This is a genomic window from Edaphobacter dinghuensis, from assembly GCF_014640335.1.
Taxonomy (GTDB): domain Bacteria; phylum Acidobacteriota; class Terriglobia; order Terriglobales; family Acidobacteriaceae; genus Edaphobacter; species Edaphobacter dinghuensis.
The window spans coordinates 1,311,563-1,335,250 of record NZ_BMGT01000002.1 but is presented as its reverse complement, the minus strand read 5'-3'; the positions used below and the strand labels follow the sequence as shown (position 1 = coordinate 1,335,250).

21 protein-coding genes are annotated in these 23,688 nt (G+C 55.5%); 14 read left to right on the top strand and 7 right to left on the bottom strand.

All coding sequences use genetic code 11. The features are described 5' to 3' along the window. Positions 1–18 precede the first annotated feature (18 nt). The 3 genes from IEW09_RS11260 to IEW09_RS11250 are packed head-to-tail and all read right to left on the bottom strand — an operon-like array spanning position 19 to position 2,832. On the bottom strand, positions 19–1,077 hold the full coding sequence (locus tag IEW09_RS11260) for a lysylphosphatidylglycerol synthase transmembrane domain-containing protein (RefSeq protein WP_188554212.1): 1,059 nt from the start codon (positions 1,075–1,077) through the stop codon (positions 19–21). 42 nt (positions 1,078–1,119) lie between these two features. Then, positions 1,120–1,848, bottom strand: coding sequence for a lytic transglycosylase domain-containing protein (locus tag IEW09_RS11255; protein WP_229739248.1), 729 nt, complete (start codon positions 1,846–1,848; stop codon positions 1,120–1,122). A 57-nt stretch (positions 1,849–1,905) separates the two neighbouring features. Continuing rightward, a complete protein-coding gene (locus IEW09_RS11250; protein WP_188554211.1) occupies positions 1,906–2,832 on the bottom strand; it encodes an HAD-IIB family hydrolase in 927 nt (308 codons plus the stop codon). Positions 2,833–2,869: 37 nt separating this feature from the next. On the opposite strand from IEW09_RS11250, the gene IEW09_RS11245 reads away from it, so the two are divergent. Both IEW09_RS11245 and IEW09_RS11240 read left to right on the top strand, forming a co-directional pair. After that, positions 2,870–3,952, top strand: a complete 1,083-nt coding sequence (locus IEW09_RS11245; RefSeq protein ID WP_188554210.1) for a pyridoxal-phosphate dependent enzyme — start codon at positions 2,870–2,872, stop codon at positions 3,950–3,952. Positions 3,953–4,018: 66 nt separating this feature from the next. Then, positions 4,019–5,383 carry an MATE family efflux transporter gene (locus IEW09_RS11240; RefSeq protein ID WP_188554209.1) on the top strand — a complete coding sequence of 455 codons (1,365 nt, stop codon included), beginning with the start codon at positions 4,019–4,021 and terminating at the stop codon, positions 5,381–5,383. A gap of 22 nt (positions 5,384–5,405) precedes the next feature. Here IEW09_RS11240 and IEW09_RS11235 read toward each other — a convergent pair whose 3' ends face one another. Beyond that, complete coding sequence (locus IEW09_RS11235; protein WP_188554208.1) at positions 5,406–6,110, bottom strand: hypothetical protein; 705 nt, start codon at positions 6,108–6,110, stop codon at positions 5,406–5,408. 175 nt (positions 6,111–6,285) lie between these two features. On the opposite strand from IEW09_RS11235, the gene IEW09_RS11230 reads away from it, so the two are divergent. Continuing rightward, positions 6,286–7,890 carry an inorganic phosphate transporter gene (locus IEW09_RS11230; RefSeq protein ID WP_188554207.1) on the top strand — a complete coding sequence of 535 codons (1,605 nt, stop codon included), beginning with the start codon at positions 6,286–6,288 and terminating at the stop codon, positions 7,888–7,890. Between the two features lie 61 nt (positions 7,891–7,951). Here the strand turns inward: IEW09_RS11230 and IEW09_RS11225 are convergent, their stop codons facing one another. Both IEW09_RS11225 and IEW09_RS11220 read right to left on the bottom strand, forming a co-directional pair. After that, entirely contained in the window at positions 7,952–8,953 is a 1,002-nt protein-coding gene (locus IEW09_RS11225; protein ID WP_188554436.1) for a choice-of-anchor A family protein, read from the bottom strand. A 130-nt stretch (positions 8,954–9,083) separates the two neighbouring features. Next, entirely contained in the window at positions 9,084–9,590 is a 507-nt protein-coding gene (locus IEW09_RS11220; protein ID WP_188554206.1) for an O-acetyl-ADP-ribose deacetylase, read from the bottom strand. A gap of 76 nt (positions 9,591–9,666) precedes the next feature. Here IEW09_RS11220 and scpB point away from each other — a divergent pair, with 76 nt between their 5' ends. The 5 genes from scpB to IEW09_RS11195 all read left to right on the top strand — a co-directional run bounded on the left by scpB (position 9,667) and on the right by IEW09_RS11195 (position 15,224). Beyond that, positions 9,667–10,695 carry an SMC-Scp complex subunit ScpB gene (gene scpB / locus IEW09_RS11215; RefSeq protein WP_188554205.1) on the top strand — a complete coding sequence of 343 codons (1,029 nt, stop codon included), beginning with the start codon at positions 9,667–9,669 and terminating at the stop codon, positions 10,693–10,695. Between the two features lie 158 nt (positions 10,696–10,853). Further along, positions 10,854–11,792, top strand: coding sequence for a pseudouridine synthase (locus IEW09_RS11210; RefSeq protein ID WP_188554204.1), 939 nt, complete (start codon positions 10,854–10,856; stop codon positions 11,790–11,792). A gap of 277 nt (positions 11,793–12,069) precedes the next feature. Beyond that, entirely contained in the window at positions 12,070–12,546 is a 477-nt protein-coding gene (gene msrA, locus IEW09_RS11205; RefSeq protein WP_188554203.1) for a peptide-methionine (S)-S-oxide reductase MsrA, read from the top strand. Between the two features lie 259 nt (positions 12,547–12,805). Continuing rightward, positions 12,806–14,215, top strand: a complete 1,410-nt coding sequence (locus IEW09_RS11200) for a polysaccharide biosynthesis protein (RefSeq protein WP_188554202.1) — start codon at positions 12,806–12,808, stop codon at positions 14,213–14,215. Further along, the gene (locus tag IEW09_RS11195; RefSeq protein WP_188554201.1) at positions 14,208–15,224 is read left to right on the top strand and encodes a glycosyltransferase family 2 protein; all 1,017 of its coding nucleotides are present in this window, start codon (positions 14,208–14,210) and stop codon (positions 15,222–15,224) included. Before IEW09_RS11200 ends, IEW09_RS11195 begins: the two co-directional genes overlap by 8 nt. A 47-nt stretch (positions 15,225–15,271) precedes the next feature. Here IEW09_RS11195 and rfbH read toward each other — a convergent pair whose 3' ends face one another. After that, complete coding sequence (gene rfbH / locus IEW09_RS11190; RefSeq protein ID WP_188554200.1) at positions 15,272–16,609, bottom strand: lipopolysaccharide biosynthesis protein RfbH; 1,338 nt, start codon at positions 16,607–16,609, stop codon at positions 15,272–15,274. 257 nt (positions 16,610–16,866) lie between these two features. Between rfbH and rfbF the strand changes: the two genes are divergently transcribed. The 6 genes from rfbF (at position 16,867) to IEW09_RS11160 (ending at position 23,535) form a co-directional block, all read left to right on the top strand. Beyond that, complete coding sequence (gene rfbF / locus IEW09_RS11185; RefSeq protein ID WP_188554199.1) at positions 16,867–17,637, top strand: glucose-1-phosphate cytidylyltransferase; 771 nt, start codon at positions 16,867–16,869, stop codon at positions 17,635–17,637. After that, a complete protein-coding gene (gene rfbG, locus IEW09_RS11180; RefSeq protein ID WP_188554198.1) occupies positions 17,622–18,743 on the top strand; it encodes a CDP-glucose 4,6-dehydratase in 1,122 nt (373 codons plus the stop codon). The genes rfbF and rfbG overlap by 16 nt, the downstream gene beginning before the upstream one ends. An 11-nt stretch (positions 18,744–18,754) precedes the next feature. After that, positions 18,755–20,557 (top strand): thiamine pyrophosphate-binding protein, encoded by a 1,803-nt coding sequence (locus tag IEW09_RS11175; protein WP_188554197.1) that lies wholly within the window; start codon positions 18,755–18,757, stop codon positions 20,555–20,557. A gap of 7 nt (positions 20,558–20,564) precedes the next feature. Then, a complete protein-coding gene (locus tag IEW09_RS11170) occupies positions 20,565–21,284 on the top strand; it encodes an HAD family hydrolase (protein ID WP_188554196.1) in 720 nt (239 codons plus the stop codon). 70 nt (positions 21,285–21,354) lie between these two features. Next, a complete protein-coding gene (locus IEW09_RS11165) occupies positions 21,355–22,380 on the top strand; it encodes an N-acetylneuraminate synthase family protein (RefSeq protein ID WP_229739247.1) in 1,026 nt (341 codons plus the stop codon). A 93-nt stretch (positions 22,381–22,473) separates the two neighbouring features. Beyond that, positions 22,474–23,535, top strand: a complete 1,062-nt coding sequence (locus IEW09_RS11160) for an NAD-dependent epimerase/dehydratase family protein (RefSeq protein WP_188554195.1) — start codon at positions 22,474–22,476, stop codon at positions 23,533–23,535. Positions 23,536–23,688 lie beyond the last annotated feature (153 nt).

Genomic DNA, 23,688 nt, shown 5'->3' with positions numbered 1-23,688 from the left:
ACGAGCCAGCGACAGGCGTTAGTTGCCGGCCTCTGCGGCTGCTTCTGGCGCATGTCCGGCAGCTTCGCTCTCGCTTGCAATCTTCTTCAGGTTCACATGCTCCACCCGCGAGTACACCAGGCCCGTAGGAATGATGCAGAGGAAGGTGACCAGCAGCAGCAAGGCACCGCACGCCGTTGCCGCTTCAATCGGAGCGCCATAAAACTCATGCATTGCCGCCGCTGTCACTGCAATCTGGGTAAACCATCCGATAATCGGAAGCTGCAGCAGCGAGCCGCCGATGCTCGCCGCCATCAATAGCATTGTTCGCGAAAAGGTAAGCCCGGCCAGCTCTGGTGTCTGCACAAACGCATGGGCCGTCTGCATATAGGCCGACCCGATCATTCCCCACATCGCCAGCGAAAGGAGAACAGCGATTCCGAAGTCGCGCTTCGACGACAACGCATTCAACCCATCGCGGAATCCAATGATCTTTGAGGCGATACTTTCTCCCACAGGCTTTGAAAGTCGGCCTAACGTGGCTCGCGCAAACCCGGCGACGACTCCTCCCGACACTCGTACGACTCCCGCAAAGACAGCAATCACCAGCGTCAAGGCGAGACTTAGCATGCCGGTGTGCACGAAGACTTTGTGATGGGGGAGATCTTTGGGCGTAAACGCCAGCGCGCTCGAGAAGATGATTGCTGCTGCCCCGAGATCGAACATCCGCTCGATCGTATACACCGCAACCTGCGAGCTCAGCGGCAACGCGACACGTCTCGACACGAGGTATGGCCGGGTCAGGTCAGCCAGGCGACCAAAGAGTGCCACCGCTGTAAACCCGATAAACTGCGATCCAATCAGAGAGTGAGCAGGGACCTTCTTGGTGGGAGATAGAAAGACAGCCCAGCGGATCGAGCGCAGCCAGTAGGTGCCGTAGATAAGCGCGATGCCCGCCCAGATGTGGATCCACGCCACATGCTTCAACTGATGCCAGAACATCTTCCAGTCGAAGTGCACCTTGCCCCGAAACACGATGACAACTGCCGCAAGCACGACAACGATTGCGATCCACACGATTCCACTACGCTTTTTCATCGTCTGCTCTCTCTGGCTAATTGGGTAAGTATTCCGAAAGGTCTATCGCGACTGTGCCACAAGCTCCATCCGCTTTCGCCGGTTGAACTCGCGGATGACCCGCGCGACATATGCTTTCGTCTCTCGGTAAGGAGGAATTCCATGGTAGCGATCGACCGCCGCCGGTCCGGCATTATAGGCAGCCAGCGCCAACGCGATATTGTCACGATACCGGGTGAGCAACTCATCTAAATATGCTGTCCCTCCCGCGATGTTTTCGTCCGCACGGAAGGCATCCTCGACGCCCATCTCGGCAGCTGTCGCCGGCATCAACTGCATCAGGCCTCGCGCCCCGGTCCGCGATACAGCGCGTACCTGGCCTCCACTCTCAGCCTTCATCACGCTTGCCAGCAGGTCAGTATCGATATCGCGAGCAGCGCCGGAGTGAGCCAGCATCTCATGTATCTCAGCCTGCGTGGGCGCACTCTCATGGGCGGCGAGCGTTGGAGTTGGAGCAATGGATTGAGGCAGATCGGCCACCGTCTCTACGTGGACAATGGCATCTGCGGCGACTTCGAGGTAATTGGCCGTATTTGCGGATGTGTCCGAGACGGCTGCATCTTTCGCGGGAAGATAAAGCCGAACCTTGTTGCCCACGGTCTCGCGGCGAACGCAATCGAGCTCAAAACCATTTCGAAGAGTGATGTGTTCCATTGCATGGGCTAGCGGACATACCGTCCACACAATCGCCAGCATCATCAACCCACGTTGAAACACGTTTCGCTGCATCATCTAAAGCCTATCATCGGCCACTGGCCACAAAGCACCTACAACAACCGCCGGCGTCGCTTATGTCCCGGCCAATACCGTCTCGATCGCATAGGCTACCCCGTCCTCGTCGTGCCTTCTGCCCATGGTCCATCCCCGCTCGAGAGCGCTCTGCCTCAGATCCTCGGGAGCATTACCCATCAGCACTTTACGCCCGGCCACTTCAAGCATGGAGACGTCGTTCCAGTTGTCGCCGATCGCCAGGATCTCCCCTGTTTTAAGCCCCCGTCTGTCGGCAAGCTGCAACAGTGCTGCTCCCTTGCTGCAACCTGCGGGCAGAATATCCACAATGCTGAGATTTCGTTCGGGATACTCCGTCCGGTGCAGGGCGATCTCGGCAGAGGCGTGTTCCTGCGGGTTTACGCCAACCGCGGAGACGCCAGGATGCTCCAGCAGGTGAGCCTCTGCGCGGCGCATCCGCTCCCTCGTGCCGCACAGCATCATCTGGATTGGCGATTCGGTCTCGAGCGCTTTCTCGATGGGAACGACGTGCGCAATGTAGGGCTCATTCGCAGCCATCCATTTGCCGATGCTCCCATGCAGTTCTTCCAGTTGCTCTACCACCAGCGAACCGCGCGCATCCTCTCCATCCGACCCCACCATGTCGAAGGTAATCACCAGCGCGTTCCGAAACTCGTCGATATGGCTGCAAAGCCAGCGTGCAGTCTGCGGGCGCATCAGCTTCCGCTCCAGCAGCTTCGATCCGATAGTCCGCGTTACCGTGCCGTTGGAGCTGATCAGGGCATTCTCTTCCCGCAAGCCGAGCCCCCGCAGCTGCCGCATGGCATAGCAGTGACGGCGGCCGGTGGCGATGACGACCTCGATGCCCGCGTTTTCGGCTGCCTGCAACGCGCTGAGATTACCGGGGCTTACATGGCCGTCCGGGCCAAGCAGCGTGCCGTCCATATCGACCGCAATCATGCGGGTGGGGTGGCTTGTATCTTGCATTGCTTCACCTTACAGGGAATCCAGTACCATCGTATCCATGCCTCGCATTACCTCGCTTGAGTGCTCCCGCTGCCACCATCACGTCGATTCTGATTCCGCTCGGACGGTTTGTCCGGCTTGCAATGGCTTCCTCTTTGTTCGCTATGACATGGAGGAGATCAAGCGCTCTCGAAGGAGGCCCGATGCCGGTAGTCTGGGCGCGGGGATCGGCCGTTACGCCGCCGTGCTGCCGGAATTTGCTGCATCGAGCCTTGGATCGGGAGGAACGCCTTTGCTCCCAAGCCGCCGCTTTGCAGGGCTTCTGGTGAAAGACGAGGGGCGCAACCCTACCGGCTCGTTTGAGGACCGGGGGATGGAGCTTGCCGTTGCTGCAGCGAAACACTATGGAGTTCAGCAACTCAGTATCGCTGCGGAAGGTGAGGCCGCAGCCTCGTTGTCTGCCTATGCCAACGCTGTGGCCATCGGTGCGCGGGTCTTTTTGCCGCAGGATGTCCCGATGCCGAGCCATCTGCAGTGCGTGGCCTTTGGAGCGGAGGTCACCGTTGTTTTAGGCTCGATCCGTGATTGCGAACGGAAGTTGGAGCAAGAGGCAAAAAATGGCTTCAATCTTTCGGAGTTGAAAGAACCCTTCCGCCTGGAGGGAGCCAAGACCATAGCGTATGAGTTGGTGGAGCAGATGGGGTGGAGCTATCCCGATGGCGTGATCTGCCCAGCAGGCATAGGGGCTGTAGCTATCTGGAAGGCATTCGAGGAGATGGAGCAACTGGGATGGGTGGCTGGGCGACGACCCCGGCTTTATGTAAGTGGCAGCGACACTGGCTCTTTTGAAAGCGGTGTTCTGGAAGCATCGGGTGGACGTGTGGTGGAAGGCACCGATGCTTTGGCGACCCTTCTTGACTGGGCGAGGCATGAGGGCATTTTGCTCTCACCAGAGGGTGCGGCTGGCGTGCAGACCTATCAGGCCCTGTTGGCTTCGGGTGAAGTGGCGGTTACGGACAGGGTGGTTTTGATCAATGGCAGCAGGGGATTGAATTACGCCGAGGTCATCGCCCGGGCATTACGGCTGCGTCCCAAGTTGCCCTCGAGCCTGCCGGTCGGTGGAATCATCACCCCTCAATAGAGAGCCGATTGAATAAAGGTGTGTCTGTTTTTGCACTGATCTGTGTCTGATTTGCATCCATTGAAGATGTCGATTCGCCGCCAGATCCCGCCCATGCTCACACTTGCCGTTCCGCTGGTGGCGGCCGAGCTGGGCTGGATGACGATGGGCATCGTGGACACGATGATGGTGGGCCACATGGACTCGCCTGCGCTCACCATCTCAGCCGTAGCTCTGGGACAAGTGCTCTATAACACTGTGGCGTTTGGAATCGCCGGTGTATTGCTAGGACTGGACACCTACCTGAGCCAGTCGCACGGGGCAGGAAAGTTCGATGAAGCCAACCGTTGGCTCTACCATGGCCTGATCCTTGCCGCCGTGCTGGCGACACTGCTCTACATCATCGTCGCACTGGCGCCATTCCTTTTGCTCCGTCTGCCGATCGATCATGGAGTGCTGGTGGGAGCGGTTGCGTTTCTTCGCGCGTTGAACTGGGGAACACCATCTCTCTTTCTCTACTTTGCCCTGCGACGGTATCTCCAGGCCTTCAATCACGTTCGCCCCATCGCCGTGGCCCTGATCACGGCGAATCTCTTCAATGCGCTGGGCGACTGGCTGCTGATCTACGGCCACACCTGGGGGCCGATCCACATCCCCGCCTTTGGAGTGACGGGATCGGGTCTGGCAACCTCTGTTGCGCGGCTCTATCTTGCGCTGTTTCTGGTGGCCACCGTGTGGCGGGTGGAGCATCGCCACAACTATGGCCTGCGGTCGATGCTGCGGCACATCGAGACCTCGCGCTTGCAGCGGCTAGTGGTTCTCGGAGCGCCCGCTGGAGGTCAGATCTTTGTCGAGATCGCCATCTTCGGCATGGTCACATTCCTTATAGGAACGATGGGGCCGCTCCCACTGGCAGGGCACGAGATTGCCCTGAACTGTGCCAGCTTCACCTTCATGGTGCCGTTCGCGATCTCGACGGCCGCAGCCGTGCGGGTAGGGCAGGCGATTGGGCGAAAGGCCCCGGCGGAGGCTTCGGCCGCCGGATGGGCGGCGATCCTGCTGGGCGCAGGCTGCATGGCCTGTTTTTCGGCAGTCTTGCTCCTGTTTCCTCACGCCATCGCCCACGCCTTTACAGAGAGCAGGACTGTGATCGCCGCAACGGTTCCGCTGCTGCTGGTTGCGGCGGCCTTTCAGTTCTTCGATGGGTTGCAGATTACGGCTACGGGCGCTCTGCGCGGAGCGGGCAATACCCATGCGGGGCTGATTGTCCAGATTGTAGGGTATTGGGTGATCGGGCTTCCCGTGGGATATCTCCTTGGATTTCACTGGCACCATGGAGCGGTAGGGCTCTGGCTGGGCCTCTGTGCTGGATTGGTAGTAGCCGGTCTGACGCTCACCACGATCTGGCGCAGAACCTCCCGATCCATCGAACGAGTTACCGTTCGTGGATAAGCCGCTCTGTTTGCGATGTTTGTTACGGCGCTGGTTTGATGGCGAGTGCGAAGGCGAAGACAGTTCCCCCGTCGATGCGCACATTATGGCCCGCAGCGGTAAAGGAGCCGGACTCAGGCTTGCGGATGTCGCTCGAGAAGTTAACGCCGGGGATAGCGTCCTTCTGCGAGAAGACTCCTGTTGGCGGTGGCGCGGAGACGGATGGGTCGTGGTGGCGATGCGGCAGCCCTGCGATCTCTGAGCCTTGATAGCCCTGGGTAGGCGGCGTGCCGCTCATTCCGGCTCCTACTCCAACGCCGGGCGTGGTTCTATCGGCGGGTGCGGAGATCTCGGTCGGGTTGAGCAGGCTGGGCGGTTGGCCTATCCAAAGGATCGTTGCCTTGATTGAAATCTGGCGCCCATCCTTCAGTTGTGCCTTGTCGAAGGTGACTGTGATGACGGAGTCGCTTTTGCCAATTGAAGGCTGCACCGCGTCTACTCGCCCGAGCAGACGGCTGCTGGTCTCGATGTCGAGGTTTGCGCCGATTTCAACCTTTGCCTCTGGTCTGGCCGTGACGACGTCCCCTTCCTTCGCTCTTCGAGCATCGAGGGACTTGTCCAAGGTGGCCCGGACTCCGACCAGGCGGACTGTGGCTGCGGGTTGAGCGGTAGTTATTGCGGTGAATATAAGGCAGATGGCGAGAAGCTTTAGGATGGCTGCTTTGCCAAGGTTTGGCGTGGCTGGCATTTGCTAGTTCCGATCTTCGATATCGTCTTTTCGGGGCGCGTCCATCATAGCCCGTGCCATTGGGCAGAAACGGTTGATAATCGCTCATATTTCACATGGCTGTAACCCGGAATTCGCATTTCTTCCCTATCGTTCACATCACCTCCCCCATTTCGCGCGCCAAGGTGACTTGCTTATGGCTACACCCGCTGTACTGCCCCCGAGTTCCGTACTTGACGAAAAGCTGAAGAAATCTTCCCCTGGAAAGATCGGCGCAATCATCTTTGGACTAATGCTGGTTGGGGGGCTTGGCTACATTGTCACCAAGCTCGTCAGCGATCTTTCGGTGGTCCACACTGCCAGCGTCTTTCCTTATTTCCTGCTAGGTCTGGCGCTCCTGATTGCCCTTGGCTTTGAGTTTGTCAACGGTTTTCACGATACAGCGAACGCCGTGGCGACGGTGATCTATACCCACTCGCTGGAGCCGCACTTCGCGGTAGCGTGGTCAGGACTGTGGAACTTTGTGGGAGTCCTGACCAGTTCGGGAGCGGTCGCCTTTGCCGTGATCTCACTGCTGCCGGTGGAGCTGATCCTGAAGGTGAGCAAGGGATCGGGCTTCGCAATGGTGTTCGCTCTTCTGGTGGCGGCGATCATCTGGAATCTGGCTACGTGGTATCGCGGCCTGCCGGCTTCAAGCTCGCACACCATGATCGGCTCGATTTTGGGAGTAGGTTTCGCCAATCAGTTAATGAACGGAGTAAACGGAACCAGCGGTGTCGACTGGGGACAGGCAACGAAGGTGTTCAAAGCGCTGCTGTTCTCTCCGGTGGTTGGGTTCGGTTTAGCTGCGCTGGTGTTTTTGCTCTTCAAACTTGTGATGCGCGATCCGCGGTTGTATGAGGCTCCCAAGGGCACGGAGCCGCCGCCGCTTTACATTCGCGCACTGCTCATCCTTACCTGCACGGGCGTCAGCTTTGCCCACGGCTCCAACGATGGGCAGAAGGGCATGGGACTGATCATGCTCATCCTGGTGGGTACAGTACCGACGGCCTATGCGCTGAATCACGCTGTCAGTGCTCGGCAGACGCAGACGTTCGCGGCGGTGTCGCAGCAGGTGGTCAATACGGTGGAGAGCTATGTGGCTCCGGGGACAGTTGTTGCTGATAATGGTGCGGAGCTGGAGCACTTTGTCAGTTCGCACCAGTTCGAGCCATCGACAATGTTGGCTCTACAGCAGATGGTGGGTGATATTCGCAATGAGGCAGTGGGATACGGTTCACTGGGTAAGGTTCCTGCAGCGATGCAGGCCAACGTGCGAAATCAGATGTATCTGACCAGCGAGACGCTGCGGCTTCTGCCGAAGTACGGCCCCAAGATCAGCGCCAACGATCAGAAGGTGCTCGATAACTACAAAGGCTTTCTGGATGTGTCGACCAAGTTCATTCCTACCTGGGTCAAGGTAGCCGTTGCACTGGCGCTTGGACTGGGAACCATGGTGGGATGGAAGCGCATCGTTGTCACCGTTGGCGAGAAGATCGGTAAAACTCACCTGACCTATGCGCAGGGTGCGAGCGCCGAGCTGGTCGCCATGTTTACGATTCTGGCCGCTGACGGGTACGGGTTACCGGTCAGTACAACCCACGTGCTTTCTTCAGGCGTTGCTGGAACCATGGCGGCGAACAAGAGCGGGCTGCAGATGTCGACAATTCGCGACATCGCGCTGGCATGGGTATTTACTCTGCCGGCAGCGGCGGTTCTATCCGGCGCGCTTTACTGGTTGTTCAGCACCTTCACAAAGTAAAAGGAAAGAACAAAAAAGAGCCCCGGCCATAAGCCGGGGCTCTTTGTGCTGTTGCCTCCTACTAGCTTAGTCTGCGGCGAAGCGCGGCGGCAAAGCCGAGCATCCCCGTACCCATCAGCATCAGCGAAGTTGGTTCCGGCGTGACGGCGCTGGGGCCATCGGGAAGCGTGCCGGTAAATTCGACGTTGTGGACCTCGCCGGTCTGGCCGATCTGCGCGGCGATGAAGTTGCCGGCCATCTGGCTGTTTCCGCTCAAGACAGCGAACGGAGCGAGGATAGAGGCGCTGAACTGGCCATCGATGGTGACCGTCTGCGCAGTGGAAAAGTTGAAGAGGATGTCGGCGTCGGCTGCGCTGTCGCCGGAGATCTGGTTCTGGTTGTAGTAGAGCCCGGTTCCCAGTGTTACGTTGGTTCCAGCCACGTTGACGATGATGGTGGAACCGGCGGGTGCCTGGATGTCGATGGGGTGGTTAGTGTCGGCGAACTCGGCAGCGGTGATGTTGAAGATGTTCAGCGTGGGGTCAGTGCCCTTCAGAACGAAGAAGGAGGGGTTGACGCCGGGCTGGTTGGTGCCGAGGACGCTGCCGGTAGAGGTGAGTGCCGCGAGAGTCAGGGTTTCTGCGTCGAGCGAGGTCCGCAAGGAGTTGAAGTCGATGCCCGACGAACCGGTGGTGACGCGGGTGCCCCCGCCGTTGAAGTTGAAATTGCCGTTGCTGCCTGGAGCATAGGCGTTGCCGTGGCTGTTGAGGTTGAACTGCTCGCCGGGGTTAAGGCCATTGGTGGAGACGAAGTCGTAGGTTGCTGCCGAGCCGTAGGGGTCGGCATTGAGGTTGCTGCCGATGGTGGTGCTGACGGTAATTTGATTGGCAGCGGCGACGCGGCCGGTGATGTCGGCGTTAGTGCTGATGTTTCCTGCGATCAGCGTGTTGCCGTTTGCATCTACAGTACCCAAGGCAACCAGGTTATATGCGCTGGCGACTCCGAACGGCATCGATTCGGCATGGCATACTCCGGCGAAGAACGACAGGCTAGCTGAGAGGAGAAGAAACTTTTTGAGGAACATGCCAAACTACGAAGCAGTTTGCATGCCAAACGAAAATACCGAGAAGAAGGTAGATTTTTCTACCCTGATACCGTGTCGGACCGGAAATGTGGGCAAGGTTTTTCCCTGAGTGCAAAATTTTGCCACTTGGTTACTCTCGATCAAGAATCTTCTCGTAGATCTGCGCCGTAGGTTCATCAAAGCAGCAAAAGATCAACCTCTCCACGCCGCTGGACGGTAGTTGCTCCCGAACCGTCCGAACAGCAATCTCCGCAGCCTGCTGTCGGGGAAAGTGATAGACCCCGGTGGAGATGGCCGGGAAGGCGATGGACTTCACCTTGTGTTCGCGGGCAAGCTCCATACAACCGTGGTAGCAACCGGCCAGCAGATCGGCTTCATTATGGGAGCCACCGTTCCAGACTGGCCCAACGGCGTGGAAGACCCATTTTGCCGGAAGGTTGAAGCCAGGAGTGGCCTTGGCCGAGCCAGTAGGACAACCTCCTAGTTTCTCGCAGGCACGCAGTAGATCTTTGCCTGCTGCCCGATGGATGGCTCCGTCGACGCCGCCTCCGCCCAGCAGGGAAGTGTTGGCTGCATTGACGATAGCATCGACCTGGAGCTTCGTAATATCGCCGCGAAAGACCTCGAGCTGAGCCATTTGGCCTCCCGGACTAAAACATAATATTGAGATACCGGCAAGTGGGCGCGGCGTTGGTATGCTTAGTGGATAAATTATGAGTCTTAAAGCCAAGATCGAAGCCGTCATCTATGCCTCGGAAGAGCCAGTCACACTGGCCCAACTCGTCGGCCTGCTCGGGCAGGAAGCCCAGGCCGAGTTAGACCAGATTGAGGCGGCCCAGCAATCGCTTGATTTAGAGCAGGTCCCGTCTGATGCCGAGACCCTCAACAGCGAGGTGCTCGACGAGCCGGAGCAGGAGCAAGAGGCCACGGTCGAGGCGAGCGAGCCAGCTGCTGCGGAGCTAGCTACAGACGAGCCTGTTTCGTCCGAGGCGGCGGAGCAGGGAAGCGGTGCCCCAACCGAGGCTGCGCCGGATGAGAAGAAGGCCTCGCGCGAGACGAAGGAGAAGGAGCGTCGGCTGCGGGAGTACTTCCGCTCCATGCTCGACCAGCTCATCAGCGATTACGCTAATGGCGATCGCGGCCTGGAGGTTCGCGAGGTTGCCAGTGGCTATCGGCTGGCCACCAAGCCTGAGTATCACGATGCCGTCCGTGGGTTCGTCAAATCGCTCAAGCCGCCCCTGAAGCTGTCGCTTCAGGCGCTGGAGACGTTGGCCGTTGTTGCCTACAAGCAGCCAGTGACGGCACCCGAGATCTCCGAGATTCGAGGTGTGGACTCGGGCGGTGTGCTGGGCAGCCTGATGGCGCGCAAGCTGGTCACCACTGCCGGACGCAAACAAGTTATCGGACGGCCGATTCTCTATAAGACGACGCGTGATTTTCTGCTCCGCTTTGGGCTGAAGGACATCAACGAGCTGCCCAGCATTGAGGAGTTCGAAAAGATGGCTGGTGAGCTGGCCGAACAGGAAGAGATTCCTATGGAGCACCACGCTCCTGAGAATGCCTCAGAGCTTGAACCGGAGCGGCACACCCACGAAGCGCAGGCCGATGGCAGCCCCGATATCGAGGACGATCCGCTCGACGAGGAGCTTGAAGACGATGCGAAGGATGAGACGGTATCTGCGAATGAGAACGAGGCACCCGTCGAAGCTTCTGAAGAGACCGCACACCAAGGTGAGAATTAGGATCGCCGGGAAGTTTGGTCTCGGTTTTCATCTCTAACTTGCATCCGGACTTTCGCAGACTGCTGTGGGCCCGGGTGCAACTCTTTTAAGAGCAGATACAATCTATAGAGAAGTACCGCGACCGCGATGAGCAGCTCCGCAGTCAGAAAGTCAGGAACATGAAAGCCAAACCTATTGCCCAGCCCGAGGAAACTCCTCAGGGCGACCGTCTCCAGAAGATTCTTGCGCAAGCCGGCGTCGCCAGCCGCCGCAAGGCCGAACAGATCATCCTCGATGGCCGAGTGCAGGTCAACGGCACAGTCATAAAGGAACTCGGCACCCGACACGACATCTCAAAAGACCACATCCGCGTCGACGGAAAGCTATTGCACGGCCGCGAACAGCAGCGTTATTACATGCTGAACAAGCCGCGTGGCTATGTCACTACGCTCGACGATCCGGAGAAGCGGCCGACGGTCATGGAACTGATGACGAAGCAGAAGGGGCCGCATGGCGATCACGTGCGGCTATATCCTGTGGGGCGGCTGGACTATCTCTCCGAAGGCCTGTTATTGATGACCAATGATGGAGAGCTGGCCAACTCACTCTCGAAGGCTGCCGCCGGCGTAGAGAAGACATACTTGGTGAAGGTCAGCGGGCAGCCGTCAGCCAGCGGGCTCGAACAGATTCGCCGCGGCATCATGATCGATCGTGGTCGCCTGAACGAGGTCCGTAGCGGACGCCGCGACCGCATCATCACCGCTCCCGCCAAAGTGGAGCTGGTGCGCGGGGGAGACAATCCCTGGTACGAACTGACACTTACCGAAGGGCGCAACCGGCAACTGCGCAAGATGTTTGAGGAGATTGGGCATCACGTCGAGAAGATTCGCCGCATCGGCTATGGGGCGCTTCGGCTGGATGTGCCACCGGGCGAGTTCCGCGAGTTGACCCCCGGTGAGGTAACTGCGCTGGGACGCGCAGCTAAGGGGCAGAAGGTCGTTCCGAAGAAGAAGACGCCGGAGTTTGCGCAGTTGAAAGCACCAGCGAAGCCAAAGGCGCATAAGCCGAGGCGTTCCCCGATTGGGAAATCCACAGCCCCGCGACGAAGACCAATTTAACTTCTTTTCATCATCACTCTTGCGCTTGCTCTGGGTAAGTCAGCTTGCTGCTGGCTTTACCGACTACATTGTCGTGAGCGAAGAAGAGTTGTGTCTAAGTTGCAGTAAAGACTGGCGTGCCAGTCTCGCAGCGCAACTTCGCTGCTGCTCCTTTTGCGTCATTCGACGTGCTTGACGCAGGTATCGCTCAAGGCACAAAATACTCGAGCTATTCACAGGTGGTGACGATGACAAAGTCGTGTGGCGCGCATCCAATGAATCAGCAAAGGAGTAATTCGTGGCAATCGAAAAGGCAACATTTGGAGCAGGATGTTTTTGGGGTGTAGAGACCCGTTTTAGTGAACTCACAGGCGTAATTGATACAGCAGTAGGATACGAAGGCGGAGACCTCGAGCACCCAACCTATCAGGAAGTCTGTAGCGACCGCACCGGCCACGCGGAAGTCGTACAAGTTACATTTGACCCGTCCCGCCTCTCTTACGAGGCACTCCTTGACGCATTCTTCGCGCTCCATGACCCAACCCAGGTGAACCGCCAGGGGCCGGATTGGGGAACGCAATATCGCAGCGTCATCTTCACTCATAACGAACAGCAGGCAGCCGAGGCACGAGCGAAGATCGCCGAACTGAGCGCCTCCGGTACCTATCGTCAGCCGATCGCCACCAAGGTAGAACCTTCAAAGGCCTTCTGGAAGGCTGAGGAATATCACCAGCGTTATTTGGAGAAACGCGGCATGGTGAGCTGTCACATTTAATTCTGGTTAATAACCTTGATAATTTCCTGTATCCGGTGCGCCACAATATTGTGGCGCATCGGATTTTGGAGAAAAGATGGCTGGGAGTTGTCCTTGAATTTGGTGATAACCTTTTGAATAAGCTAATCAACTGAGTGAATGCAATATAGCAGTTGAGGCTAAATTCTTATTCTTGATGCCGAGACCTTCTCACCCCGAGCCGCTTCCAGAGACTACGCTAGCGCCATTTACGGGAACTGATCCCACTACACCTCTCGATGTGCTGCCTGAGCAGCCGCAGGTCGATGATACTTCGGCAGCTACTACGCGCTTTGAACGTCTTCTTGCCTGGATCAGTTCTACGCTAGGGATTGACAAGGCTGTTGCTTTTACGATTCTTGCCCGTGGATGGTCTTCCCTAGCTGGAATCGGAACGCTCACGCTGATTGCTCACTCGCTTTCACCAATCGAGCAGGGTTATTACTACACCTTTTATTCTTTGGTCGCACTTCAAGTCGTCTTTGAATTAGGCTTCTCAGTCGTCATACTGCAGACTGCAAGCCACGAGGCGGCGCATCTTACGATTTCGCCCGATGGCACGATCACCGGGCCGGAATCTTCGCATGCCCGGCTTGCATCGGTACTCCAGAAATCGATTCGATGGTACACCGTGGCTGCTCTTCTTATGGTGACGATTCTGTTGCCTGTCGGCATTCACTTCTTTTCAGTTCAGAGTGCGAAACATCCCGGCGGCGATGCGGTGTCATGGTTCTTTCCCTGGCTGCTCGTCGTCCTTGCTACCAGTTGCACCTTCCAAATCGATCCAACGTTCTCTTTTCTTGAAGGGTGTGGTTATGTTTCCAACGTTGCCCGCACGCGGCTTACACAGGTCATGCTGGGTACAGCGCTTGGCTGGACTGCCCTTCTGCTGCACCATGGACTCTACGCGCCTGGACTGATCATTCTTGGGCAAGCCATTGCAGGCGGTTTTTATGTTGTTCACAAGCGTCATCTGCTTGTCCCGCTTTTCCGTCGTGCGGTCGGAAGCTATCGTATTGACTGGGGTGCGGAGATCTGGCCTTTCCAATGGCGCATTGCCGTCAGTTGGCTCTGCGGTTACTTCACCTTCCAGATATTTAACCCAATTCTGTTCGCCTATCGGGGACCGGTTGAAGCTGGGCAGATGGGAATGTCCATGAACATCTGCGGAACTCTTTCCGCTTTGACGATCTCCTGGATGAACACCAAGTCCGCCCCCTTTGGCCGCATGATCGCCCTGCGTGACTTCAAGCTACTTGATACGGTTTTTTTTCGCACCTTGATTCAGTCCACCACAGCTGCAATCCTCGCCTGCTCTGCAGTTTTGGGAGCCACTATCTTTCTTCGTGCTCACCACATCCGGTTCGCACTGAGGTTATTGCCACCTTTGCCATTTGCCTTGCTGCTGGCAGCCACCATTGCCAACATTGTCGTTTTCGGCTTTGCCATTTATCTCCGAGCTCACAAACAGGAGAAGTTCATGTGGAACTCTATAGCTGGAGCTTTATGGATCGCGCCGACTTCGTTTATCTTTGGTCGAAGTTATGGAGCGATTGGTATCGCAGTCACTTACTTCCTTGCCACTCTTGTTATCGGTATCGGCTCTGGAAGCTTTACATTCTTCAAATATAGAAAGCTTTGGCATGGTTGAAACACGTCCGCTGCTTACGATTGCAATTCCAACCTATAACCGGAGTAAAGAACTGGGGTTGCTTCTTAGTGTTCTTGCTCCCCAGCTCACCAACCATCCCGAGATTGAGCTTTACATCTCCGACAATGCTTCGCCCGATGGCACGCCGGCATTAGTACAGCGTTTTCAAGCTGAAGGTCTTGTCGTTCGGTATCACCGGCACTCGGAAAATATCGGTTCCGATGCCAATTTTGTTTCCTGCTATCAAGCGGCGCGGGGAAAGTATTTCTGGCTCTTCGGTGATGACGATATTATTCTTCTCGGCACAATCGATAATCTTCTCTCTCATATTACCCGTGGTGACTTCGATATCATTTACGCCACTAGCTACGGTTTCCGCGATGATTATCTTGCCGAACGCATGGGCGACCCTTTGGGGCGCCGCTTCCATACCATTACCAACGCACGGCGAGTGGCCCGTGTAATCAATATCATGTTTACTTTCATCAGCGGCATCATCGTCAATAAGGAACGACTTGATGAGATCCCCCACGAAGATCCCTCGGTTTTCCTGAAGACGAATCTTGTCCAACTCAGTTGGGTACTTCCACTTTTATTGCATCATCGCCAATCTCTTGTGATGTGGGATCGGCCGATTGCGGGACGACAGGGTGCTGCGGGCGGCTATTCCGTCGGCTCAGTCTTCGGCGAAAAGCTTACCTATATGCTCGTGCAATGTCTGCAAGGTCGTCCTGACCTTGTTCGCATTATTACGAATTTCACTCTTCGACGCTGGTTCCCCTCGACGATCGACGATATCAGATCTTCCGGAAACCAAAATCTTCGCTTGGAGGAGGCAGAGACTATCCTGCGTTCTTGCTATGGAAATAATTTTCGTTATTGGTTATTTACATGGCCTGTGATTAAGCTACCTTTACCTCTCGCTCACCTCTGGTTCAAGGGTGGGGTGCTAGTTAGTAAGGCTCTTTATATGGTGCTCATTCCTAATTTTTGGAAGAAGGAGATTTGAATCTGGTTTCCTTCACGAAGTGAATCGCTTGTTGGAAAAATCAGAGCTTATACAACCAGCAAGCCAGCCTTTACTGTATTGGCAAACTGGATCATAGACTGTGCGATATAGTCGAGCATCTCATTGGTGAGGCCGGGGTACACGCCGATCCAGAACACCTGATTCATAACGAAATCAGTGTTGGCTAAGGTGCCAACCACGCGATGGGGATAGCCCTCATAAGCCGGTTGACGCAGCAGATTGCCAGCGAAGAGCATGCGAGTGCCAATCTTGTTGGCTTCCAGAGAGCGAGTCATCTGGTCGCGGGTGAAGGGCGCATCCGGTTTGACTGCTATGGGAAAGCCGAACCAGCTTGGATCGGCATCTTTGCCGGCGACCGGTAAGATCAGAAACTCTTCCAACGGCCTGAGGGCAGCCTTCAGATAGGCGAAGTTCTCTTTGCGTCGTGCAATAAACGCTGGCAGCTTTGCGATCTGAGAGACCCCAAGCGCTGCCTGCATATCGGTTGCCTTCAGGTTGTAACCCACATGGGAGTACGTGTACTTATGGTCATAGCCGCAGGGTAGTGTTCCCAGTTGCCATTCGAAGCGCTTTCCGCAAGTATTGTCGACTCCCGGCTCGCACCAGCAATCTCGACCCCAATCGCGGAAGCTATCAATCAAGACTTGTAACGCCGGTTTATCCGTTAATACCGCACCACCTTCCCCGGTTGTAATGTGGTGTGCAGGATAAAAGCTTACGGTGGCGATGTCGCCGAAGGTGCCTACCTTTTGCCCTTTGTAGGTCGACCCCAAGGCATCACAGCAGTCTTCAATCAGCCAGAGATCGTACTTCTTGCAAAAGGTTGTAATCGCATCCAGATTGAAGACATTACCCAGGGTGTGAGCGATCATGACAGCCTTGGTTTTATTGCTATACGCCTCTTCGAGCTGGGTTACATCAATCTCATAAGTCGGTATCGTTACGTCGAGGAAGACGGGCACGAGTCGATTTTGCAGAATAGGATTCACCGTTGTAGGGAATCCGGCAGCGACGGTGATGACCTCATCCCCGGGTTTGAGTTGCCGGGCTCCGAGCTTGGGTGAAGTCAACGCACTCAGCGCAACGAGATTGGCGCTGGAGCCGGAATTCACAAGCGAAGCCGACCTCACACCGAAGAATCTGGCCAGCTTCCTCTCAAAGTCTTTAGCAAACCTTCCGGTTGTAAACCATCCATCCAGTGCTGAATCCACTACGGAACAGATATCATCCGGCCCGATGACCTTGCCCGAAACGGGAACTGATGAGGTTCCAGGAACAAATTGCTTTGCGGGAAAAGCCTCAGCATGAAACTCTGCTGTTAGTTCCAATATTCGCTGCCGAAGCGCTGTTGCTTTTTCATTCATATAGAGATTTAAGGATACACAACTCGTCTATCTCAGTGGAATGTCTTGTTTTGGGCCGCCGGAGCTATCGTCTCCAAAAGTTTTGTGTTGTAACAGTATCCTTGCTCGGAGGGATTATTTTGCGGTAAGTCGTTCATTCCAGCAAAGCTTGTAAGATTGAGGGATTCTTGTTGGAATGGGCAGGCGCTTTTCTGAAAAATATAGCAGGAAGTTGGATTTGCTTTGATGCACTTTTACAGTATTAGATTGGACAATCGATGAAAGCTGTCATCCTTGCCGGTGGTCTCGGCACACGCATCAGTGAAGAGACTGGTCTACGGCCCAAGCCGATGGTCGAGATTGGCGGTCGACCTATCCTCTGGCACATCCTAAAAATCTATTCCCAGCACGGCATCAACGACTTCGTTATCTGCTGCGGCTATAAGGGCTATGTCATCAAGGAGTTCTTTGCCAACTACTTTCTGCATACGTCCGACGTTACTTTTGACATGACCGAAAACAAGATGATTGTGCATAATTCTGTGGTTGAGCCATGGCGCGTCACTTTGGTCGATACCGGAGAATCGACAGGCACCGGTGGACGCCTGCGCCGAGTACGCCAGCATCTTCCAGCTAACGAACCTTTCTGCATGACGTATGGCGACGGTGTCGCCAATGTCGATATCACGGCATCGATTGCTTTTCATAAGGCTCATGGCAAGCTTGCAACGCTTACCAGTGTTCAGCCTCCCGCGCGTTTCGGAGCGCTTGGCCTCAAGGATACCCAGATCTACGCCTTTCAGGAAAAGCCATCCGATGAAGGTGGCTGGATCAACGGCGGTTTTTTCGTTCTTGACCCAACAGTTATTGATGCTGTCACGGATGATTCGCAGATGTTCGAGCGCGAACCCATTGAGTCTCTTGTTGCCCGGAGCGAGGTCCATGCGTTCTTTCACCATGGCTTCTGGCAGGCTATGGACACATTGCGCGACAAGCAGCATCTCGAGGATCTTTGGAGTAAAGGAAAGGCCCCATGGAAGACCTGGTAGCTCCTGACACACCCTGGCGCAACCGCCGGGTTTTTCTTACCGGGCACACCGGCTTCAAGGGTGGCTGGTTGGCGCTTTGGCTTTCTTCGCTTGGCGCTAGTGTTCGCGGCTATGCCCTCGATCCTGCTACGTCCCCCAGTCTCTTCAATGACGCAAACATTGGTTCGGTAGTTGAGGACATTCGTGGCGATATTCGCGACGCTGCGAGCCTTGATCGCGCCATACAGGAGTTTGCCCCTGAAGTCGTCTTTCATATGGCGGCGCAACCATTGGTGCGCCTCTCCTATCAGGACCCGATCGGTACCTATGAGACGAATGTTATCGGCACGGCACGTTTGCTCGACGCCGTTCGCCGCACACCGTCTGTGCGGGCCGTTGTCTCGGTCACAACCGATAAGTGTTATGAGAATAAGGAATGGAGCTGGCCTTATCGCGAGATCGATCCGCTCGGTGGCTATGATCCTTACTCGGCTTCGAAGGCTTGTGCTGAAATTGTGTCGGCGAGTTATCGACAGTCTTTCTTTCCTGTTGAGCAGCTTCGTCAACCGGGTGGACATCAGGTAGCGATCGCCACAGCGCGTGCAGGCAACGTGATTGGTGGTGGCGACTGGTCCACGGACAGGCTCATTCCCGATCTGGTGCGCGGCTTTCTCTCTGGTGCCCCTGTACGCATTCGCCGACCACACGCGATTCGCCCGTGGCAACATGTTCTCGAACCGCTCTGCGGCTATCTCACTTTGGCCGAGAAGCTTCTCACGCCAGGGCCAGAGGCCGCTCATTTTGCCACTGCTTTTAACTTCGGACCTAACACGGACGATGCGCGCCCTGTCTCGTGGATTGCCGACCGTATGACAGGATTTTGGGGCGATGGTAGTTCGTGGGTACTTGATGAGGATCCGAATAGCCCGCACGAGGCGAACTATCTCAAACTCGATATCTCTCGTGCCTGCCATGACCTTCAGTGGAAGCCCAGACTTCGTCTTGAAACTGCATTGGACTGGCTGGTCAGCTGGTATCGCAACTGGCAGTCCGCGCCCGACTCCATGCAAGCCTTTACGCTCTCTCAAATCGCACAATACGATTCATTGATACGGATCAAAGGGTAACTCAATATCACATGATCAAGCTTTCCGACTACATCTTGGCGCGACTGAAGGAATGGGGCGCACAACACATCTTCCTCGTAACCGGCGGCGGAGCCATGCACCTGAATGACTCTATCGGAACCTCAGGCCTGCACTATATCTGCACGCATCACGAGCAGGCAGCGGCAATGGCCGCTGAAGGATATGCGCGCGTTACCAATACTCCGGGACTGTTGAATGTAACCACAGGACCGGGCGGCATTAATGCTTTGAACGGTGTCTTCGGTGCGTGGACCGACTCGATTCCGATGTTGATCATCTCGGGGCAGGTGAAGCGCGAAACCTGCATGCGCACCTATGGCATCACCAACATGCGGCAGCTTGGCGACCAGGAGGTCGATATCATCCGCATGGTGGGTGGCATCACCAAATATTCGGTATGGATCAACGAGCCCGAATCGATTGCATATCATCTGGAGCGAGCATGGTATCTGGCACAGCATGGGCGCCCGGGTCCATGCTGGCTCGATATCCCAGTCGACGTGCAATCCACACTGATCGACGAGACAACTTTGAAGCATTACGACCCTCAGGAAGATGCATTGCAATGGGACGAGGGAAAGATTGCCACAGATGTAGCTGACGTGCTCGCACGCATCAAGCGAGCTGAACGCCCAGTTATCTTTGCCGGAACGGGAGTACGTCTAGCCGATGCGCTGCCGGAGTTCGAGGCTGTTATCCGAAAGCTGCGTATCCCTGTAGTTACCGCGTGGACGCATGATCTGATTGCGTCAGACGATGAGTTGTTCTGCGGGCGACCTGGTACCATCGGCGAGCGCGCGGGCAACTTCACGGTTCAGAATTCAGATGTCCTGTTGGTCCTCGGCTCGCGCCTGAACATTCGACAGACCAGCTATAACTGGGCATCCTTTGCACGCTTTGCGACCAAGATTCAGGTAGACGTCGATGCGGCAGAGTTTGAGAAACCCACTCATAAGCCGGATATCGCGATTCACAGCGATGTAAAGCTATTCCTGGCAGAGATGCTGCGTCAACTCGATGCAGAAGCAGGAACGTCGCCGGCACATGCAAAGTGGCTGGCCTGGGCCGTGGAGCGCAAGGCAAAGTATCCGGTTGTCCAAGAGAAACAGAAGACCGAAGGGCCGCCACTTAACCCTTATTATTTTATTGATCGCCTCTTTGCGCTGCTCGATGAAGAAGATGTGGTCGTCTGCGGAAATGCAACTGCCTGTATCGTCCCTTATCAGGCAGGCAAGCTGAAGCGTGGTCAGCGTCTCATCTCGAATTCAGGCTCGGCATCGATGGGCTACGATCTCCCTGCCTCCATTGGAGCTGCTGTAGCCAAAGGTAGCCGTGTCATCTGTCTCGCGGGAGACGGTAGTTTGCAGATGAATGTTCAGGAGCTGCAGACCGTTGTGACGCATCATCTGCCGATAAAGATCTTCGTTCTGAATAACGGCGGCTATCTGTCCATTCGTCAGACCCAAAACGGCTTCTTCCAGGGGCGGCTCATTGGCACCGGCGCGAGCAGTGGGATCACCTTCCCTGACATGTTGAAGGTAGGTGCGGCATATGGCATTCCTTCTTTTTCGGTAGAGAAGCTTAGCGATCTCGATATGGTCAGGGAAGAGTTGGCCAAACCCGGGCCGACGCTCTTTGATGTACAGTTCGATGTCGCCCAGGAGTTCGAGCCACGACTTCGTTCTCGCATCCTACCTGACGGAAAAATTCAGACTCCCAACCTCGAGGATATGTATCCATTCCTCTCGCCGGAAGAGCTTGCCTCGAATATGCTCGTCTCTGAGAAAGAGTAAGTCCACGATGGCACAGGACCATTTATTTCAGCCGCCGGTCACGGTGCTCTTCGATCTTGATGGGACGCTGTTGAATTCTTTGCCCGGCATTCGATACTCCATCGTCGAGGCGTTTCATGTCTGCGGTTTGCCTATGGCGGATATTGATCTGCGTTCTCTGATCGGTCCACCCATCCGAACAATCCTCTCGCATTTGATTGTGGAGACTTCAGTCCAAGTGAGTGAACAACATCTTGATTGCCTCGAGCGCGCCTTTCGAGCTAGTTACGATAGTGAGGGCTGGCAGAAGACATATCACTACGCTGATGCCGCCGCCATGCTCAAACAGATGAACGAGCAAGGCCTACGGCTATTTGTCGTCTCGAATAAGCCGCGGCATGTCTCACTGAAGATCCTCGAGAAAGAGGGCACGCTCAAGTATTTCGATCAGATCATCACTCGTGATTCACGTGAGCCGCGATATGCAGGCAAGTATGAAATGATCCGCTATGTATTGACGGAGCAAATGATACAGCCGGGAGATTGCCTGATGGTGGGCGATACAATGGAGGACGCAGAGGCAGCCGCGGCTGCTGGAATGCAATTTTGTCTCATGGCGCATGGCTACGGAGATGTTCCTCAGAACAGCAATGTGCCGGTGGCTTTACGCTTGGATAGTTTTGCCAATTTAATGCAATGGACGGATCGATCGATCCTGATGTTGGAGAAGGAGCACCGGGTTGATTGATAAGGATATTTTCGAAGACCTCTTCGTCCTGGAGATGGCCAACAACCATCTTGGAAGTGTAGAGCGGGGATTGAAGATCATTCAGGAGTTTGCGCAGGTTGTGCGCTTCAATAATGTGCGCGCTACCATCAAGCTCCAGTTCCGCGATGTCGAGCGGTTTATCCATAAGGACTTCGTAGATAGGGCGGATCTCCGCTATGTCAAAAAGACTCTCGATACGCGCTTGACCGATGATCAATACGCAACTCTGGTTAAGGCTATTCGTCAGGCAGGATGCACTGCCACGGCAACGCCCTTCGACGAGCGTTCGGTCGATCTCTGCGTCGAGCTCGGCATTCCCATTCTCAAAATTGCCAGTTCTGATCTTAACGATTGGATACTGCTGGAGAAGATCGCAAAGACCAAGAAGCCTGTGGTGGTTTCGACTGGCGGGTCGTCCCTCAAAGATATGGACGATATCGTTACCTTCTTCACAAATCGCAATATCCCTCTCGCGATCAATCACTGTGTGTCTATTTATCCAGCGGAAGATTCGGAGCTTGAGATCAACCAGATTGATTTCTTGAGAAACCGCTACCCGAACAACACGATCGGTTATTCAACGCATGAATACACTGACTGGTCGAATTCGATGATGATTGCCTACGCCAAGGGGGCGAGGACTTTTGAACGTCACATTGATATTCCGGACGGTGGAGTCAAAGTTTCACCCTATTGCAGCCTGCCCCATCAGATCGATGAATGGTTCAAAGCATTCCATAAGGCGAAAGAGATGTGCGGCGCACCGGGAACACAAAAACGCATGCCGCCCAAAAAGGAAATCGAGTATCTTGATGCACTTGTTCGCGGTGTCTACGCGAAGGAGGATCTTCCCGAAGGGCATGCTCTGACCGATGAGGATGTCTATCTGGCGATTCCTCTTCAGCGTGGGCAGCTCTCATGTCGCGAGCTGATGAACGGTGAGACGTTATTGAAGCCGGTAAAAAAGAACCAGGCAATCAGTATCGACGATATCGACAGCCCTTACGCCCAGGTTCCTTCCTTGCGCAAGACCATCTACAACAGAGGATTGGATGTCAACGGCAAGGGCGTGTAGCTTCTCAGGCCAAGGACAAGTTGGATAGAACCTCTTTGGTGACATAAGTTTTTAGTATGAGTCGAGGGCGCGACCGAAAGATTTGCCGAAGATATGACAGAGCGGCGTCTACCTATTACCGATCTCAACAGCATCCTCGACCAGACCAAGCCACTTTGGGAGGAGATGCGGAACCGGCGTATTTTCTTTACTGGGGGCACGGGCTTTTTTGGCTGCTGGCTGCTTGAGAGCTTTGCCCATATTAATCAGGCCCTTGAACTCAATGCAGAGGTCACGGTTCTTACACGCAACCCGGCTGTTTTTGCTGCCAAGTGTCCTCACCTCGCTGCCAACTGTACAATAACTCTGCTCACGGGCGACGTTCGCGACTTTGACTTTCCTGAAGGCGAATTTGCTTTCGTGATTCACGCCGCAACCGAGGCAAGCGCGAGACAGGCTGCCAAGGAACCATTGGAGATGCTGTCTACAATACTTGCCGGTACTGAGCGCACTCTCAAATTCGCCGCCAGTCACGGCACAAGAAAACTGCTTCTGACCAGCTCCGGCGCCGTCTACGGTCCGCAGCCTTCGGATGTCGATCATGTTGGGGAAGACTATCGCGGCGCCCCTGATCCTCTTGATCCGTCCTCGGTTTACGCAGAAGGCAAGCGCGTGTCCGAGCAGATGTGCGCGCTTTACGCAAAGCACTCGAAGATGGAGATCAAGATTGCTCGCTGTTTTGCGTTTGTCGGGCCGCATCTTCCTTTGGACGCGCACTTTGCAATCGGCAACTTTATTGGAGATGTTCTCGCCGGGCGTCCTATTCACATCGGAGGCGATGGCACTCCTCGGCGATCCTATCTTTACGCGTCCGATCTGGCTTCCTGGCTTTGGACGATCCTCTTCCGTGCTCCTTCACTGCTTCCCATCAATGTAGGCTCTTCCAGCAGCGTCAGCATCAGCGAACTCGCCCAAACGGTCGCTGCGACACTCAATCCCGATACCGTGATTCATATCGCAGGACAGCCTGTTCCTGGCGCTCCACCCTTGCGCTACGTTCCCGCTGTCGGACGTGCAAAGCAAGTTCTTGGTCTTGAGCAAACCGTAGATCTACGGGAAGCGATTCGTCGTACAGCCGCCTGGTATGACAAGCTGGATTCTCGACAAGTGTCGTAAAAGAGAACTTTTGTGTGTTAGACTAACTATGTACTCTAGAAAGACTGAGTACGGGTATCGCAGGCAAAGACCCTCCATGGAATTCGGGGTTTGGCCAGAGACTGCGATTTGCCTCTTCCCACCGCTTATCTTCCTTCGAAAAAATCGGAAGCC